This window comes from Knoellia sp. p5-6-4, from assembly GCF_029222705.1.
In the GTDB taxonomy this organism is placed as follows: Bacteria; Actinomycetota; Actinomycetes; order Actinomycetales; family Dermatophilaceae; genus Pedococcus_A.
The window spans coordinates 270,790-285,483 of the sequence record NZ_JARGZF010000002.1 but is presented as its reverse complement, the minus strand read 5'-3'; the positions used below and the strand labels follow the sequence as shown (position 1 = coordinate 285,483).

Below are 14,694 nucleotides of genomic sequence, written 5' to 3'. Positions count from 1 at the left end.
TGCGGTTCGTATGCCGGGCGCGGCCTTCCGTAGGATGGGCGGGTTGTCCGCAACACCCACAGCCCCCGATCCGAAGGAACCACTCGTGCTCCGCACCCATGAGGCCGGCACCCTGCGTGCCGACCACTCCGGCCAGACCGTCACGCTCACGGGCTGGGTCGCCCGTCGGCGCGATCACGGCGGAGTGGCGTTCCTCGATCTGCGGGACGCCTCCGGCGTCGCCCAGGTCGTCGTGCGTGACGAGGTGCTGACCGAGGGCGACGCCCACGACCTGCGCAACGAGTACGTCGTCAAGGTCGTCGGCGAGGTGCGGATGCGCCCGGAGGGCAACGCCAACCCCGACCTGCCGACCGGTGAGATCGAGGTCATCGCCGAGCGCATCGAGGTGCTCAACGAGAGCGCCCCGCTGCCCTTCCAGATCGACGAGCGCGTCACCGTCGGCGAGGAGGCCCGCCTCAAGCACCGCTACCTCGACCTGCGCCGCCCCGGCAACGGGTCCGCCGGGTACGCGCTGCGCCTGCGCTCGAAGGTCAACGCCGCGGCCCGCACCGTGCTCGCCGAGCGTGACTTCGTCGAGATCGAGACCCCGACCCTGACCCGGTCGACGCCCGAGGGCGCCCGCGACTTCCTGGTGCCCGCGCGCCTTGCCCCCGGCAGCTGGTACGCCCTGCCGCAGAGCCCGCAGCTGTTCAAGCAGCTGCTCATGGTCGCCGGCATGGAGCGCTACTACCAGATCGCGCGCTGCTACCGCGACGAGGACTTCCGCGCCGACCGCCAGCCGGAGTTCACCCAGCTCGACATCGAGATGTCGTTCGTCGAGCAGGAGGACGTGCTCGAGCTCGGCGAGGCGATCGTCAGCGCCATCTGGCGGCTCGTCGACGTCGACCTCAAGACGCCGTTCGAGCGGATGACCTACCACGAGGCCATGCGCCGCTTCGGCACCGACAAGCCCGACCTGCGCTTCGGCAACGAGCTCGTGGAGTGCACCGAGTTCTTCAAGGACACGACGTTCCGCGTGTTCCAGCAGGAGTACGTCGGCGCGGTCGTCATGCCCGGCGGCGCCTCCCAGCCCCGCAAGCAGCTCGACGCCTGGCAGGAGTGGGCCAAGCAGCGCGGCGCCCGGGGCCTGGCCTACGTGCTGGTCCAGGAGGACGGCACCCTCGGCGGTCCGGTGGCCAAGAACGTGAGCGACACCGAGCGTGAGCGCCTGGCCGCCCACGTCGGTGCCCAGCCGGGCGACTGCATCTTCTTCGCAGCCGGCGCCACGAAGGCCTCGCGAGCCCTGCTCGGCGCCGCCCGGCTCGAGATCGGCCGGCGCTGCAACCTCATCGACGAGGACGCCTGGTCGTTCCTGTGGGTGCTCGACGCCCCGATGTTCGAGCCCACCGCCGAGGCGACCGCCTCGGGCGACGTGGCGCTCGGCTACAGCGCGTGGACTGCGGTGCACCACGCCTTCACGTCGCCGAAGAAGGAGTTCGAGGACACCTTCGACACCGACCCGGGCGCGGCGCTCGCGTACGCCTACGACATGGTCTGCAACGGCAACGAGATCGGTGGCGGCTCGATCCGTATCCACCGCCGCGACGTCCAGGAGCGGGTCTTCGAGGTCATGGGCCTGTCGGAGGAGGAGGCGCAGGAGAAGTTCGGCTTCCTGCTCGACGCCTTCCAGTACGGCGCCCCGCCGCACGGCGGCATCGCGTTCGGCTGGGACCGCATCGTGGCCCTGCTCGCCGGGTCCGACTCGATCCGCGACGTCATCGCCTTCCCGAAGTCCGGTGGCGGCTACGACCCGCTGACCGCTGCGCCCGCCCCCATCACGCCGGAGCAGCGCAAGGAGGCCGGCGTCGACGCCACACCGGAGCCGCGCGAGCAGGACTGACACCCCGCTGCACAGACCTCTGGCTGCGCAGGCCTCCCGGTGCCCCGCTGGTGGTGCCGGGATGCCTGCGTCGTTGCCCGGGGCGGCTCCCTGCAACACGCGACCTGCGTCGGGGTGACCCGGGGCACCCCTGACGTGAGTCACCATGTGCGTGCGTCACCATGTGAAGGTGCCGGAGGAGCCCAGGCGAGCGCCGACCGACGTCCTGGTGCACCTGCGCCGGGCGCGAGACCTCGCCGACCTCGAGTTCGCCGGGCCGCTCGACCTCGACCGCCTCGCCGGCGTCGCGGGGCTCTCGAAGTTCCACTTCCTGCGGCTCTTCCGGGCCACCTACGGCGTCACGCCGGGGGAGTACCTCTCGAGGCGGCGGATCGAGCGCGCGCAGGACCTGTTCCGGGCCACCAACCTGACCGTGACGGAGGTCTGCCACGCGGTCGGCTTCAGCAGCCTGGGCTCGTTCAGCAGCCGGTTCCGCACGGTGGTGGGCGAGAGCCCGAGCGAGTTCCAGGCCCGCTACGCGGCTGCTGGGGCGCCCCACATCCCCGGCTGCTTCGTCTTCATGTGGGGCCTTGCCGAGCGCGACGTCCGGACGACCGGCTCAGCAATCGAGGAGAAGCCCGCGGCCGACCCGCAGCCCTAGCGTGGAGCCCATGATCACCAACATCTCCATCGTCAGCGTCTTCGTGAAGGACATCGACGAGTCGAAGAAGTTCTACACCGACGTCCTGGGCTTCCAGGAGAAGGACGACATCACCCTGGGCGAGGGCTACCGCTGGTGCACCGTGGTGCACCCGAGCCAGCCCGAGCTCAACGTCAGCCTCGCCATCCCCGGTCCGCCCCACTCGCCGGAGTTCGTCGAGGCCATGAAGCGCGCCCAGGACCAGGGCAGCATGCACGGCCTCGGCCTCAACGTCGACGACTGCCAGCAGACCTACGAGGAGCTCTCGGCCCGTGGTGTCGAGTTCCTCCAGTCCCCGTCCGAGCGGCCCTACGGCGTCGAGGCCGTCTGCCGCGACAACTCCGGCAACTGGCTCGTGCTCGTGGAGCCCCGCGACTACACGCCGGCCGACTTCGCCTGATGCCGGGCGGGGGTCCGGGGCGGGGCGCGGGAGCGCGCCTCGCCGTGCCCGAACGGATCCGGTATGCCGTTGGCGGCCTCAGCCTGCACCCGGACAGCCGGGTGCTGGAGGTCGGCGGGGGCAACGGCGTCGCCGCCGCCCTGATGCTCCCCGTTCTCGGCGCCGGTGCGGGCTTCCTCCTCGGCATCGACCGGTCGCCGACCGCCACCGCTGCCGCTTCGGCCCGCAACGCCGACGCCGTCAGGGCCGGGACGGCCGTCTTCGTGACGGCGGAGCTCCCCGACCTCGACCCCGCGGCGCACGGCCGTTTCGACCGGGTGCTGGGGGTCAACGTCAACGTCTTCTGGACCGAGTCCGCCGCGCGGGAGCTGGCAGTGCTCGAGCGCGTCCTCGACGCCGACGGTGAGCTGCACCTCGTCCACCAGCCGCCTTCCGTCGCTCGCCGGACGCCAGTGCTGGCCGCTCTGGTCGCGAACCTCGAGCGGGCGGGCTGGAGGGCCGACGTCGACGTGCCGGACGGTGAGCCGCCGCTGCTGCGGGTCGTCGCACGACCCCCCGGTGAGGTCAGCGAGTGGCCAGTCGGCGGCTGGACCAGAGGTGGTCGCCGGTGAAGCCGAGGCCGTGGTAGACCCGTCGGGCCACGTCGTTGTCGGAGTACATGCCCAGGGTGCACACGCCGCTGTCGGCGATCGCTGCCCGGGTCAGGGCCGCCGTCACCGCGAGGCCCAGGCCGGTGCCTCGCGTCGAGGGGTGCACGGTGATGCCGGCCAGCAGGGGGTGGCCGGCCACGTTCGTCTCGCGCACGCCGCAGGCCACGAGCCGGCCCTCGTCGTCCCGCGCCCCGAGCCAGTGCTGGCCGGGGTAGTCGAAGGGTCGGGCGTCGGTGCGTGGGTTTGCCTTGTCGAGGAGGGCCGCGATGTCGGGGAGGTCCTCCTCCGAGAGGGGGACGAGGCGGTCCTCGCCGGGCACGTGCGGTGGCCACGCCACGGCATACATCCACTCCCACTCGTCGCCGTCGCCGATCGGCAGGTGCGGGGCGACGGCGGGCAGCGAACCGCGCTGCACCGTGACCCCCGAGAGGTCGCCCGGGTGCAGTGCCTGCGCCGCCATGGCGGCGACGAGCCGGCCTGCGTCGCCCGGTGGCCCCATCACGAGCAGCCCGAGCCGGCGGGTGTGCGTCTGGCGCGGCAGCGCCACGGCCGCGCCGAGCGCCCAGGCCGGGTGCTCCAGCGGTGCCGGGATGTCGTAACGGATGAAGGGGCTGCCGCCGGACGCGTCGAGCAGCTCGGCGTGGGTGACCAGCTCGCGCAGGGTCACTCGGTGATCCCGAACCGCGCGTGCAGCCGCCGCAGCCGGGCCGGCGCCCACCAGTTCCAGTCACCGAGGACCGCCATGGTCGCCGGCACCAGGAGCATGCGGACCAAGGTGGCGTCGATGAGCACGGCGACCGCGAGGCCGACGCCCGTCTGCTTGATCACCAGCAGCTGGCCGGCCACGAAGCCGGAGAACACGATGACCACCAGCAGCGCCGCCGAGGTGATGATGCGGCCCGATCGCTGCAGACCCATCACGACGGCGTCGTCGTTGCTGTAGCCCTGCTCGTGCAGCTCGACGATGCGCGAGAGCAGGAACACCTCGTAGTCCATCGACAGGCCGAAGCCGAACGCGAGGATCAGCAGGGGGATCATCGACTCGAGCGCTCCCACCGAGTCGAACCGCAGCAGGCCCTCGAGGTGCCCCTGCTGGAAAACCCACACGAGCACCCCGAGGCTCGCGCCGAGCGAGACGACGTTGATGAGCAGGGCCTTGACCGGGATGACGACCGACCCGGTCATGAGGAACAGCAGCACGAGCGTCGCGATCGCCACCAGGGCGAAGGCGATGACGGCCCGGTCGAACATCGAGTCCGTGAAGTCCTGCAGTGCCGAGGCCTGGCCGACGACGTAGGTCGGGAAGTCGGGCCGGTCCGCCTGGAGGGCCCGGACCATCTCGCGGGCGCCGTCGTCGAGGGGGCCGCCGGGGACGTCGATGCCGATGGTGCTCAGCTGGTCGTTGACCCGCTGCGGTGTGGCCGTGACCTCCTGCCCGTCGAGGGTGGGGAGGTCACGGGCGTACTCGGCCGCCTGCTCGGGCGTGGCCTGCGCGACCACCCGCAGGTCGGGTCCGTTGAGGGTCGGGTAGTGCTCGGCGAGGTCCTCGAAGAAGACCCGCTGGGCCGCGTCGCGGGGGAGCAGCTCGGCACCCGAGGAGGTCAGCCGCATGTCGAGGGCCGGCAGGGCGAGGAACACCAGCAGCCCCAGCACCCCGGCGATGATGGGGATGGGCCGGTCGTGCACCCAGATGGCCAGCCGGGAGAACACCCCGTGCTCCGGCGCCTCCTCGGTGCCCTTCCTCAGCAGCCTGCGCGCTCCCAGGGCCGCGAGGGCAGGGATGAGGGTGATGGCCACCAGGATGGCCACCAGCACGACGGACAGGGCGGCCGAGCCGATGGCCCGCATGATCGGCGCCTCGAAGACGAGCAGTCCGCCCAGGGAGATGGCGACGGTCAGCCCGGAGAAGATGACGGTGCGGCCGGCCGCGTCGACGGTGCGGGCCGTCGCGTCGAACACCATCTGCTGGGGGATGTCCCTGGCCGGCATGCCCCTGGCCCGGGCCCGCAGCTCCTCGCGGAACCGGCTGACGGTGAGCAGGCCGTAGTCGATGCACAGGCCCAGCCCGAGGACGGTGACCACGTTGACGACGGTGGCGTCGAGGTCGATGAGGTAGGAGAAGCCCAGCAGCGAGGCCAGCGCCCCGCCGATCGCCGCGACCGCGCCCAGGACCGGCATGCCCGCCGACACGAAGCCGCCGAAGACGACGACCATGAGCAGGAAGCTGACCGGCAGGGCGACGCCCTCCCCGGTGCGCAGGTCCTGCTCCACCTGGTGCGTGATGTCGTCGATCAGCTCGGTGAGGCCGCCGGTCTGGCCCGACGCGCCCGGCAGGGCCTCCACCATGGCGTCGAGCTCGCGGTCGACCTGCGCCCGCACCTGCTCGCCCTCGGTGCCGCTGAGGTCGGGGTCGAGGGACACGACCGTGAGGAACCCGTCCGAGCCGGGGTCCTCGTCCTTGAGGAAGGCCTTGGCCTGCGGGCTCTGCAGGCCCTCGGGGACCACGTAGGGCATGCCCACGCTCTCGACGCCCTCGATCTCCGAGACCGTCCGTGCGGTCGCCACCGCCGTCCGCGCGACCTCGGGGGAGTCCGCGTCGACGCCCGAGACCTGGAGCATGTACCGGTCGGTCGCCGCCTCCCCGGCCTCCGTGAGCAGGTCGCGACCGGTGAGGTTCTCGCCGCGGACGACCGGCTCGCCCGACTCGAGCCGGTCGAACAGCGACTGGTCGGTGAAGACCCCGAGGGCGCTGCCGAAGGCCGCCACCACGGCGAGCAGCCAGACGGTCACCACGACCCGCGGGTGACGGGCCATCGACGCGCCGAGGTGGGAGAGCGCCGAGTTGCGGCGGTCGGGGTGCAGGTCGGTCACGAGAGATAGCCTGCCACCCGTGGGTATCGAGGCAGGTGACGACCTCTTCGCCTCGTCGACGGCGCAGCGCCGCGACGGTGGTGCAGGCTCCGACGCGTCGCTGCCGCCGCTGGCGGTGCGGATGCGTCCACGCTCGCTGGAGGAGGTGCGAGGCCAGGCCGACGTGCTGCGGCCGGGCAGCCCGTTGCGGCGGCTCATCGAGGGCTCCGGCGGTGCGGCCGGGCCGCTCTCGGCGATCATCTGGGGCCCGCCGGGCACCGGCAAGACGACGCTGGCCCACCTCGTGGCGACGGCGGCGGACCGCCGGTTCGTGGAGCTGAGCGCGGTGACCGCCGGGGTCAAGGACGTGCGGGCGGTGATGGACCAGGCCGCGCGCGAGCGCGACCTGTACGACCGCCAGACCGTGCTGTTCCTCGACGAGATCCACCGGTTCACCAAGGCCCAGCAGGACGCCCTCCTCCCGGGCGTGGAGACCCGGCAGGTCGTCCTCGTGGCGGCCACCACCGAGAACCCCTCGTTCTCCGTCATCGCCCCGCTGCTGTCCCGCTCCATGCTCATCACCCTCGGGCCGCTGTCCGAGCAGGAGGTGGCCGAGGTGCTCGACTCGGCGGTCACCGACGAGCGGGGCCTGGCCGGCGAGCTCACCCTGGCCGAGGAGGCCCGCGCGCACCTCGTACGTGTGGCCGGCGGCGACGCCCGCCGGGCCCTGACCTCGCTCGAGGCGGCGGCGGGGGTGGCCCTCGACGACGTCGCCGCCGGTTCGCAGGACGAGGGTCCCGTCCCGATCACGCTCGCCCACGTGGAGCAGGCGGTGGCCCACGCCATGGTGCGCTACGACAAGACGGGCGACCAGCACTACGACGTGGCGTCGGCGCTCATCAAGTCGATGCGCGGCTCCGACGTCGACGCCTCCCTCCACTACCTGGCGAGGATGCTCGAGGCGGGGGAGGACCCCCGCTTCATCGCCCGGCGCATCGTCATCGCCGCGAGCGAGGACGTCGGCATGGCCGACCCGACGGCCCTGCAGACCTCGGTGGCCGCCATGCAGGCGGTCGCCCAGATCGGCATGCCCGAGGCCCGGCTCATCCTGGCCCAGGCGGTGGTGCACAACGCGCTCGCACCCAAGAGCAACGCGGCATACCTCGGCATCAACGAGGCGATCGCCGACGTGCGGGCCGGGCGCGGCGGGCAGGTGCCCGCGCACCTGCGCGGCAGCGGGTATGCCGGTGCGGCCAGGCTCGGGCACGGGAAGGGCTACCAGTACCCCCACGACGCGCAGGATGCCGTTGCGCGCCAGCAGTACCTGCCCGACGACCTGCACGGTGCGACCGACTACTACCGGCCCACCGGCCGCGGGTTCGAGGAGCGGCTCGCCGCACGGTGGGCGTGGCTGAAGACCCGCCTCGGCCGCGACTGAGCAGGTGCGCGGCCAACCGGTAGGGTTGCCGCCATGGATGTGAGTTTGGGCGATATCGCCGGAATGATCGCGGCCCTGGCGTTCGCGTTTCTCGTGTTCCGCCTCGGCAGCGTGATCGGCAAGGCCGGCAAGGTGCTCGACGAGACGCGCCTCAGCGTGCGCAGCACCACCGAGAACGTCCAGCCCACCCTGATCAAGCTGACCGACACGGTCTCCCTCACCAACGAGCAGCTCACGCGGGTGGACGGGATCACCACCAACGTCTCGGCGATCACGACCAACGCCAGCGCCCTGACGGCGCTCTTCGCGGCCACCTTGGGCTCGCCCGTCGTCAAGGTCGCAGCGTTCACCTACGGCGTGCGCACCGCCATGTCCGGCTCGGCCCGCTCGGGCCGGGCCACCCGCGGCCGTCGGCGCAGGGGCTGATCGCCATGGCACGCCTGTTCTGGGTCGCCCTCGGCGCCGCCGCCGGGGTCTACGCCGTCCGCAAGGTCACCAAGGCCGCCGAGGCCTACACGCCGGCTGGGGTCGCGCACGGGCTCTCCGACTTCGCCGACGGCCTGCGCGAGCTCGCCGACGCCGTGCGCGAGGGCATGTCGGAGCGCGAGGAGGAGCTGCGGCTCGCTCTCGGCATCGACGCCGGCACCGAGGACGCCGGTGCCGACACGACCGCCCGCCGGCTCGACGCAGAGACCGCCCGCCGCCTGATCGAGGACCCGACCGGGCGCTTCGACCCCCGAGCTCGCTAGGGGCCAGCCGCCCCCGCCGACGGCCCCGGCTGCGCCCCGCCGCCACCCACGTCCCCTGCACGTACCATCGTCATGCCCGCGTGAGCATGCAACTGAGGATCTGACACCTGATGGAAACCGCCGAGATCAGGCGCCGCTGGCTCTCCTTCTTCGAGAGCAAGGGACACTCCGTGGTCCCCTCCGCCCCCCTCGTCTACGACGACCCCAACCTGCTGTTCGTCAACGCAGGCATGGTGCCGTTCAAGCCCTACTTCCTCGGCCAGCAGTCGCCTCCGTGGGACCGGGCCACCTCGGTGCAGAAGTGCGTGCGCACCGGGGACATCGAGGAGGTCGGCAAGACCAGCCGGCACGGCACGTTCTTCCAGATGAACGGCAACTTCTCGTTCGGCGACTACTTCAAGGCCGGCGCCATCGAGATGGCCTGGGAGCTGCTCACCACCCCGCAGGGGGAGGGCGGCTACGGCATCGAGCCCGACAAGCTGTGGGCCACCGTCTACGAGGAGGACGACGAGGCCGCCGACCTGTGGGTGCAGCTGACCGGCATCCCCAAGGAGCGCGTCGTGCGCCGCGGGCTGGCCGACAACTACTGGCACATGGGCGTCCCCGGCCCCGGTGGCCCGTGCAGCGAGATCTTCGTCGACCGCGGGCCCGAGTACGGCCTCGACGGCGGCCCGGCGGTCGACGAGGACCGCTTCATGGAGGTCTGGAACCTCGTCTTCATGCAGTCCTCGCTCGGCGACGTGCGCACCAAGGTCGACTTCGACATCGCCGGCGACCTGCCGAAGAAGAACATCGACACCGGCATGGGCCTGGAGCGGATCGCCTCGATCCTGCAGGGCGTCGACAACATGTACGAGATCGACGAGGTCTACCCGGTGCTCGAGAAGGCCGCGGAGATGACCGGCAAGCGCTACGGCGCCAACTCCGGCCACGACGCGGCGCACAGCCACCCCGACGACGTGCGGCTGCGCGTGGTCGCCGACCACATCCGCTCGTCGCTGATGCTCATCGGCGATGGCGTCACCCCGGGCAACGAGGGCCGCGGCTACGTGCTGCGCCGGATGCTGCGCCGCGCGGTGCGCTCCATGCGCCTGCTCGGCTTCGACGAGCCCAGCCTGCCGCACCTGCTGCCGGTGTCGATGGAGCGGATGAAGAACTCCTACCCCGAGCTCGAGACCGGCTTCAGCCGGATCTCCCAGATCGCGTATGCCGAGGAGGAGGCCTTCCGGCGCACGCTGGCGTCCGGCACGACCATCCTCGACACCGCGGTGGCCAGGACGAAGGCCGCGGGCGGCACCACGCTCGCGGGCAGCGAGGCGTTCTCGCTGCACGACACCTACGGCTTCCCGATCGACCTGACCCTGGAGATGGCCGCCGAGCAGGGGCTGGAGGTCGACCGCGAGGGCTTCCGCTCGCTGATGCAGGAGCAGCGCGACCGGGCCAAGGCCGACGCGAAGGCCAAGAAGGCCGGCCACGCCAACACCGAGGTGTGGAAGAAGCTGCGCGAGACCGGTGCGACGGACTTCCGCGCCTACGTCGAGCTCACCAGCGAGGCGTACGTCGTCGGGCTCGTGCGCGACGGCGAGCTCGTGGAGGAGCTCGAGCCCGGCCAGCGCGGCCAGGTCGTCCTCGACCGCACGCCGTTCTACGCCGAGTCCGGCGGCCAGGTCGCCGACGAGGGCATCATCACCGCCGACGGCGCGCGGCTGAAGGTCGTCGACGTCCAGCGCCCGGTCAAGGGCCTCATCGCCCACACCGTCGAGGTGCTCGACGGGGCCGTGCGCTCGGGAGCCGAGGTGATCGCCGAGGTCGACCAGGATTGGCGCATCTCGGCCTGCCAGGCGCACTCCGGCACCCACGTCGTGCACGCCGCGCTGCGCCAGGTGCTCGGCCCGTCGGCGCTGCAGTCCGGCTCCTACAACAAGCCCGGCTACCTGCGCCTGGACTTCGCGTGGGGCCAGGCGCTCTCGCCCGAGACCCGCAGCGAGATCGAGGAGGTCGCCAACCTCGCCGTCCGCAAGGACCTGCCGGTCTCCGCCCAGTTCATGACCCTGCCCGAGGCCCGCGAGTGGGGCGCCCTGGCGCTCTTCGGCGAGACCTACGACGAGCAGGTGCGCGTCGTCGAGATCGGCGGACCGTGGTCGCGTGAGCTCTGCGGTGGCACCCACGTGCAGCACTCCTCGCAGATCGGCGCGCTCACGGTCACCGGCGAGTCGTCCGTGGGCTCCGGCGTGCGGCGCCTCGAGGCGTTCGTGGGCATGGAGGCGCTGCGCTTCCTGGCCAAGGAGCGGGCCCTGGTGGCCGAGCTGACCGACATGGTCAAGGTGCAGCCGGGCGAGCTCAAGGAGCGCATCTCCTCGCTGCTGGCCCGGGTCAAGGACGCCGAGCGCGAGATCGAGAAGATGCGCCAGGAGCAGGTCATGGCGCAGGTCGGCAAGCTGCTCGACTACACCCGCGACGTGCGCGGCATCCGCGTGCTGACGCACGACGCGGGCCAGGGCGCCGGCGCCGACGACCTGCGCACCATGGCGCTCGACCTGCGCCACCGGCTCGGCGAGCAGGCGCCCTCCGTCGTGGCCCTCACCGGTGTGGCCAAGGGCCGCCCGGTCGTCGTCGTGGCCACGAACGCCGCGGCACGCGAGCGGGGCATCAAGGCCGGTGCGCTGGTGCGCGTCGCTGCCCAGACCCTGGGTGGCGGCGGCGGGGGCAAGGACGACCTCGCCCAGGGCGGCGGGACCGACGCAGCCAGGACCGGCGAGGCCCTCGGCCGCGTCGACGCCGAGATCGCCGCGGCCGCCGGGTGAGGTGACGGTGACGCGGACCGGCGTGCGGGTCGGTGTCGACGTCGGCTCGGTCCGCGTCGGGCTGGCCTCGAGCGATCCCTCGGGGTTGCTGGCCACCCCGGTGCGCACTGTGGCGCGTGGGCAGTCCGATGCGGTCGTGCCGGGCAGCGAGATTGACGTCGCGACCGACATCGCCGAGGTGGCGGCCTTCGTGGCCGACGCGGAGGCCATCGAGGTGGTCGTGGGGCTGCCGCGGACACTCGCGGGCGGCGAGGGTCCCGCGGCGACGGAGGCGCGGCAGTATGCTCGTCGGCTGGCGGTGCGCGTCGCACCCGTGCCGGTGCGGCTCGTCGACGAGCGGCTCACGACGGTCGATGCCCACCGCTCGCTCCGCGAGAGCGGGGTCGACGGCCGGCGGCAGCGCTCGGTGGTCGACCAGGCAGCCGCCGTGCTGATCCTCCAGGCGGCGCTCGATGCGGAACGCAGCTCCGGGCGCCCGCCCGGCGAGCTGGTGAGGCCAGACGGGCGCAAGCCCCGGACGAAGGACAGGCGTCGATGACCGAGCCGCACCTCGAGCACTCGATCTTCGGTGCTGAGGATCCGCCGCAGGAGGCACCCCAGCTGCGTCGGCAGCGGCAGCAGCACCGCCGCCGTCCGGTGCGGCGCCGCCGCCGGTTCCTGGTGCTGCTCCTGGCCGTCGTCCTGGTCGGCGGAGCCGTCTACGGCGCCTACCGGGCGTTGTGGCCGCTGGTCACCCAGCTCACCGCCAGCAACGACTACCCCGGGCCGGGGGCGGGGGAGGTGCAGGTCACCGTCAACGAAGGGGACACCGGCCGCGCGATCGGCGTGTCGCTGGAGAAGGCCGACGTGGTGAAGTCGAGCAAGGCCTTCCTGGACGCCGCCGCGGCTGACAGCCGGTCCGCCGCCATCCAGCCGGGCACCTACACCCTCAAGAAGCAGATGACGGCCAAGGATGCCCTGGCCATCCTCGTGAACCCCAAGAACCGCACCGTCCCGCGGGTGACCATCCCCGAGGGCCTGTGGCTCTCCGAGATCCTGGCCACTTTGTCGAAGTCCACCGGCATCCCGCTCAAGGAGTACCAGGCGGCTGCCAAGGACACCGGCTCGCTCGGGCTCCCGGCCTCGGCGAAGGGAAACCTCGAGGGCTACCTCTTCCCGGCGACGTACGAGTACCCCGCGAAGTCGACCGCCTCCGAGCAGCTCAAGAGCATGGTCGAGAAGACCGTGGCCGAGCTCGCCAAGGCGGGCGTGGCCGAGGACGACATGGAGCGCACCATGGTCGTGGCCTCCATCGTCGAGGGCGAGGTCAACGGCGAGGCCGACCGCGCCAAGGTGGCGCGGGTCATCGAGAACCGGCTCGCGCAGAAGTCCGGCCCGACCAAGGGCTTCCTGCAGATGGACTCGACCGTGCACTACGCGGTCAAGAAGCGCGGTCGGGCGGGCACCACCGACGCCGACCGGGCGAGCACGAGCCCCTACAACACCTACCGCCACCAGGGCCTGCCGCCGGGACCGATCAACAGCCCCGGCGCGGCGTCGATCGCCGCCGCCGCGAACCCGGCCGACGGCCCGTGGCTCTTCTTCGTGACGGTCAACCCCGACACGGGTGAGACCCGGTTCGCCACGACGACCTCGGAGCACCAGGCCAACGTCAACCTCTTCAACAAGTGGTGCCGGGAACACGCGGGTCAGTGTTGACCGACACCGTGCTGAATGCGGCCGTCCTCGGCTCGCCGGTCGCGCACTCGCTCTCACCGGTGCTGCACGGCGCCGCCTACCGCGCGCTCGGCCTCGTCCGGTGGCGGTATGCCGCGCACGACGTCGACGAGGCGGCCTTGCTCCCCTTCGTGGCAGGGCTCGACGAGACCTGGCGCGGCCTGAGCCTGACGATGCCGCTGAAGGAGGCCGGCTTCGACGTGGCCGCGGACGTCTCGCCGACCGCGCGAGCCACCGGGTCGGTCAACACGCTGGTGCGTCGGGACACGGGGGAATGGGACGCGCACAACACCGACGTGCACGGCATCGTGGCCGCCCTGTCGGGCGCCACCTCGCCGCGGCCGACGACGGATGGGCTCGGTTCGGCGACGGTTCTCGGATCCGGCGCCACCGCACGCTCGGCGGTCGCGGCCCTCGTCCGGCTCGGCGTCTCGCGGGTGCGCCTGGCCGTGCGCGCCTCCGCCCGCGCCTCGACCGTGCGGCTGGCCGCCGACCTGGGGGTCACCGTCGAGCAGGTCCCGCTGTGGGACTGGGCGGTGAGCGAGAGCCCGGGTCAGCCCGCGCTGGTGGTCAGCACGCTGCCGCCCGCCGCCGGCGGTGCGGCGGCCGAGGCGATCCGGGGGCGGAACCTGTCCGGGACACTGCTCGACGTCGTCTACGCGGGCTGGCCCACGCCGCTGGCCCGCGCCGCCGCTGACGCGGGGATGGACGTCGTCTCGGGCCTCGACATGCTGGTGCACCAGGCGGGCGAGCAGGTGCGGCTCATGACGGGGCACGAGGCGCCTCTCGAGGTCATGTTCGCCGCGGCCCGCGAGGCGGTGGGCTAGTGCTCGCGCCGGTGTCGGGGGCCGGCACCGCCGGGTGGGTCATCGGCGTCCTGGTGCTGGCGGGCGCCCTTCTCGGTGTCGCCACCGCCCAGGCGCTGCGCAGCGCGGGCTACCGCATCGAGTCGGACGAGCCCGCCACCGCACAGCCGCGGGCGCCGTGGTGGCCGGTCCCGGCCCTCGCGGTGCTCTGGGGCTTCCTGGCCTGGGGCATCGGCGACCTTGCGGCGTGGGCCGCCCTGCCGGCATACCTCTTCTTCGCCTGGCTGGCGGTGGCACTGGTCTGGATCGACCTCGACGTCCACCGACTGCCCGACGGACTGGTCCTGCCGGCCTACCCTGCGCTGCTGGTGCTGCTGGGGTGCGCGTCCCTGGGGGCGGGGGACTGGGTACGGATGCGCAACGCGCTCATCGCCATGGCCGGGATCTATGCGCTCTACTTCGTGATGGCGATGGTCTCCCCATCCTCGCTCGGCTTCGGCGACGTGAAGCTGTCGGGGCTCATCGGGCTGGTCCTGGGCTGGCTGGGCCTCGGCACCGCGCTGCTCGGGCTGCTGGCCGGCTTCGTCGCCGGCGGCATCATCGCGCTCGTGATGCTGGTGGCGCAGCGCGCGGGGCTTCGCTCGCACATCGCCTTCGGACCCGCCATGGTCGTCGGCGCCCTGCTGGCCCTGGCGTTCGAGTACCGGTTGGTGCCCGTCTGAC

The 14,694-nt window shown here is 72.3% G+C and carries 14 protein-coding genes; 12 read left to right on the top strand and 2 right to left on the bottom strand.

What is annotated here, in order from left to right; genetic code table 11:
• Window positions 1-85: 85 nt before the first annotated feature.
• From aspS to P2F65_RS12790, 4 genes are all read left to right on the top strand, one after another.
• Window positions 86-1,879 carry an aspartate--tRNA ligase gene (gene aspS / locus P2F65_RS12805; protein ID WP_275808217.1) on the top strand — a complete coding sequence of 598 codons (1,794 nt, stop codon included), beginning with the start codon at window positions 86-88 and terminating at the stop codon, window positions 1,877-1,879.
• Between the two features lie 169 nt (window positions 1,880-2,048).
• Window positions 2,049-2,519, top strand: a complete 471-nt coding sequence (locus P2F65_RS12800; RefSeq protein WP_275808214.1) for an AraC family transcriptional regulator — start codon at window positions 2,049-2,051, stop codon at window positions 2,517-2,519.
• Between the two features lie 10 nt (window positions 2,520-2,529).
• Entirely contained in the window at window positions 2,530-2,958 is a 429-nt protein-coding gene (locus P2F65_RS12795) for a VOC family protein (protein ID WP_275808211.1), read from the top strand.
• Complete coding sequence (locus tag P2F65_RS12790; RefSeq protein WP_275808209.1) at window positions 2,958-3,569, top strand: class I SAM-dependent methyltransferase; 612 nt, start codon at window positions 2,958-2,960, stop codon at window positions 3,567-3,569. The genes P2F65_RS12795 and P2F65_RS12790 overlap by 1 nt, the downstream gene beginning before the upstream one ends.
• Here P2F65_RS12790 and P2F65_RS12785 read toward each other — a convergent pair.
• Both P2F65_RS12785 and P2F65_RS12780 read right to left on the bottom strand, forming a co-directional pair.
• Window positions 3,523-4,275, bottom strand: coding sequence for a GNAT family N-acetyltransferase (locus P2F65_RS12785; protein ID WP_275808206.1), 753 nt, complete (start codon window positions 4,273-4,275; stop codon window positions 3,523-3,525). The genes P2F65_RS12790 and P2F65_RS12785 overlap by 47 nt on opposite strands.
• Window positions 4,272-6,479: an MMPL family transporter gene (locus P2F65_RS12780; protein ID WP_345803698.1), complete on the bottom strand. Its 2,208-nt coding sequence runs from the start codon at window positions 6,477-6,479 to the stop codon at window positions 4,272-4,274. Before P2F65_RS12780 ends, P2F65_RS12785 begins: the two co-directional genes overlap by 4 nt.
• 19 nt (window positions 6,480-6,498) lie before the next feature.
• Between P2F65_RS12780 and P2F65_RS12775 the strand changes: the two genes are divergently transcribed.
• From P2F65_RS12775 to P2F65_RS12740, 8 genes are all read left to right on the top strand, one after another.
• Complete coding sequence (locus tag P2F65_RS12775) at window positions 6,499-7,896, top strand: replication-associated recombination protein A (protein ID WP_275808204.1); 1,398 nt, start codon at window positions 6,499-6,501, stop codon at window positions 7,894-7,896.
• Window positions 7,897-7,935: 39 nt separating this feature from the next.
• Complete coding sequence (locus P2F65_RS12770) at window positions 7,936-8,322, top strand: DUF948 domain-containing protein (protein ID WP_275810641.1); 387 nt, start codon at window positions 7,936-7,938, stop codon at window positions 8,320-8,322.
• Between the two features lie 5 nt (window positions 8,323-8,327).
• The gene (locus P2F65_RS12765; protein WP_275808201.1) at window positions 8,328-8,645 is read left to right on the top strand and encodes a DUF6167 family protein; all 318 of its coding nucleotides are present in this window, start codon (window positions 8,328-8,330) and stop codon (window positions 8,643-8,645) included.
• 110 nt (window positions 8,646-8,755) lie between these two features.
• On the top strand, window positions 8,756-11,449 hold the full coding sequence (alaS, locus tag P2F65_RS12760) for an alanine--tRNA ligase (RefSeq protein ID WP_275808198.1): 2,694 nt from the start codon (window positions 8,756-8,758) through the stop codon (window positions 11,447-11,449).
• A 1-nt stretch (window position 11,450) separates the two neighbouring features.
• Complete coding sequence (ruvX, locus tag P2F65_RS12755; RefSeq protein WP_275808195.1) at window positions 11,451-11,987, top strand: Holliday junction resolvase RuvX; 537 nt, start codon at window positions 11,451-11,453, stop codon at window positions 11,985-11,987.
• The gene (mltG, locus tag P2F65_RS12750) at window positions 11,984-13,147 is read left to right on the top strand and encodes an endolytic transglycosylase MltG (RefSeq protein ID WP_275808190.1); all 1,164 of its coding nucleotides are present in this window, start codon (window positions 11,984-11,986) and stop codon (window positions 13,145-13,147) included. The genes ruvX and mltG overlap by 4 nt, the downstream gene beginning before the upstream one ends.
• On the top strand, window positions 13,141-13,992 hold the full coding sequence (locus P2F65_RS12745; protein WP_345803697.1) for a shikimate dehydrogenase: 852 nt from the start codon (window positions 13,141-13,143) through the stop codon (window positions 13,990-13,992). Before mltG ends, P2F65_RS12745 begins: the two co-directional genes overlap by 7 nt.
• Window positions 13,992-14,693: a prepilin peptidase gene (locus tag P2F65_RS12740; RefSeq protein WP_275808188.1), complete on the top strand. Its 702-nt coding sequence runs from the start codon at window positions 13,992-13,994 to the stop codon at window positions 14,691-14,693. The genes P2F65_RS12745 and P2F65_RS12740 overlap by 1 nt, the downstream gene beginning before the upstream one ends.
• Window position 14,694 lies beyond the last annotated feature (1 nt).

Bases quoted from the DNA above. Each gene is read 5' to 3' on its own strand.
- mltG (WP_275808190.1), top strand. From the start codon at position 11,984: ATGACCGAGCCGCACCTCGAGCACTCGATCTTCGGTGCTGAGGATCCG.
- P2F65_RS12795 (WP_275808211.1), top strand. From the start codon at position 2,530: ATGATCACCAACATCTCCATCGTCAGCGTCTTCGTGAAGGACATCGAC.
- P2F65_RS12765 (WP_275808201.1), top strand. From the start codon at position 8,328: ATGGCACGCCTGTTCTGGGTCGCCCTCGGCGCCGCCGCCGGGGTCTAC.
- alaS (WP_275808198.1), top strand. From the start codon at position 8,756: ATGGAAACCGCCGAGATCAGGCGCCGCTGGCTCTCCTTCTTCGAGAGC.
- P2F65_RS12790 (WP_275808209.1), top strand. From the start codon at position 2,958: ATGCCGGGCGGGGGTCCGGGGCGGGGCGCGGGAGCGCGCCTCGCCGTG.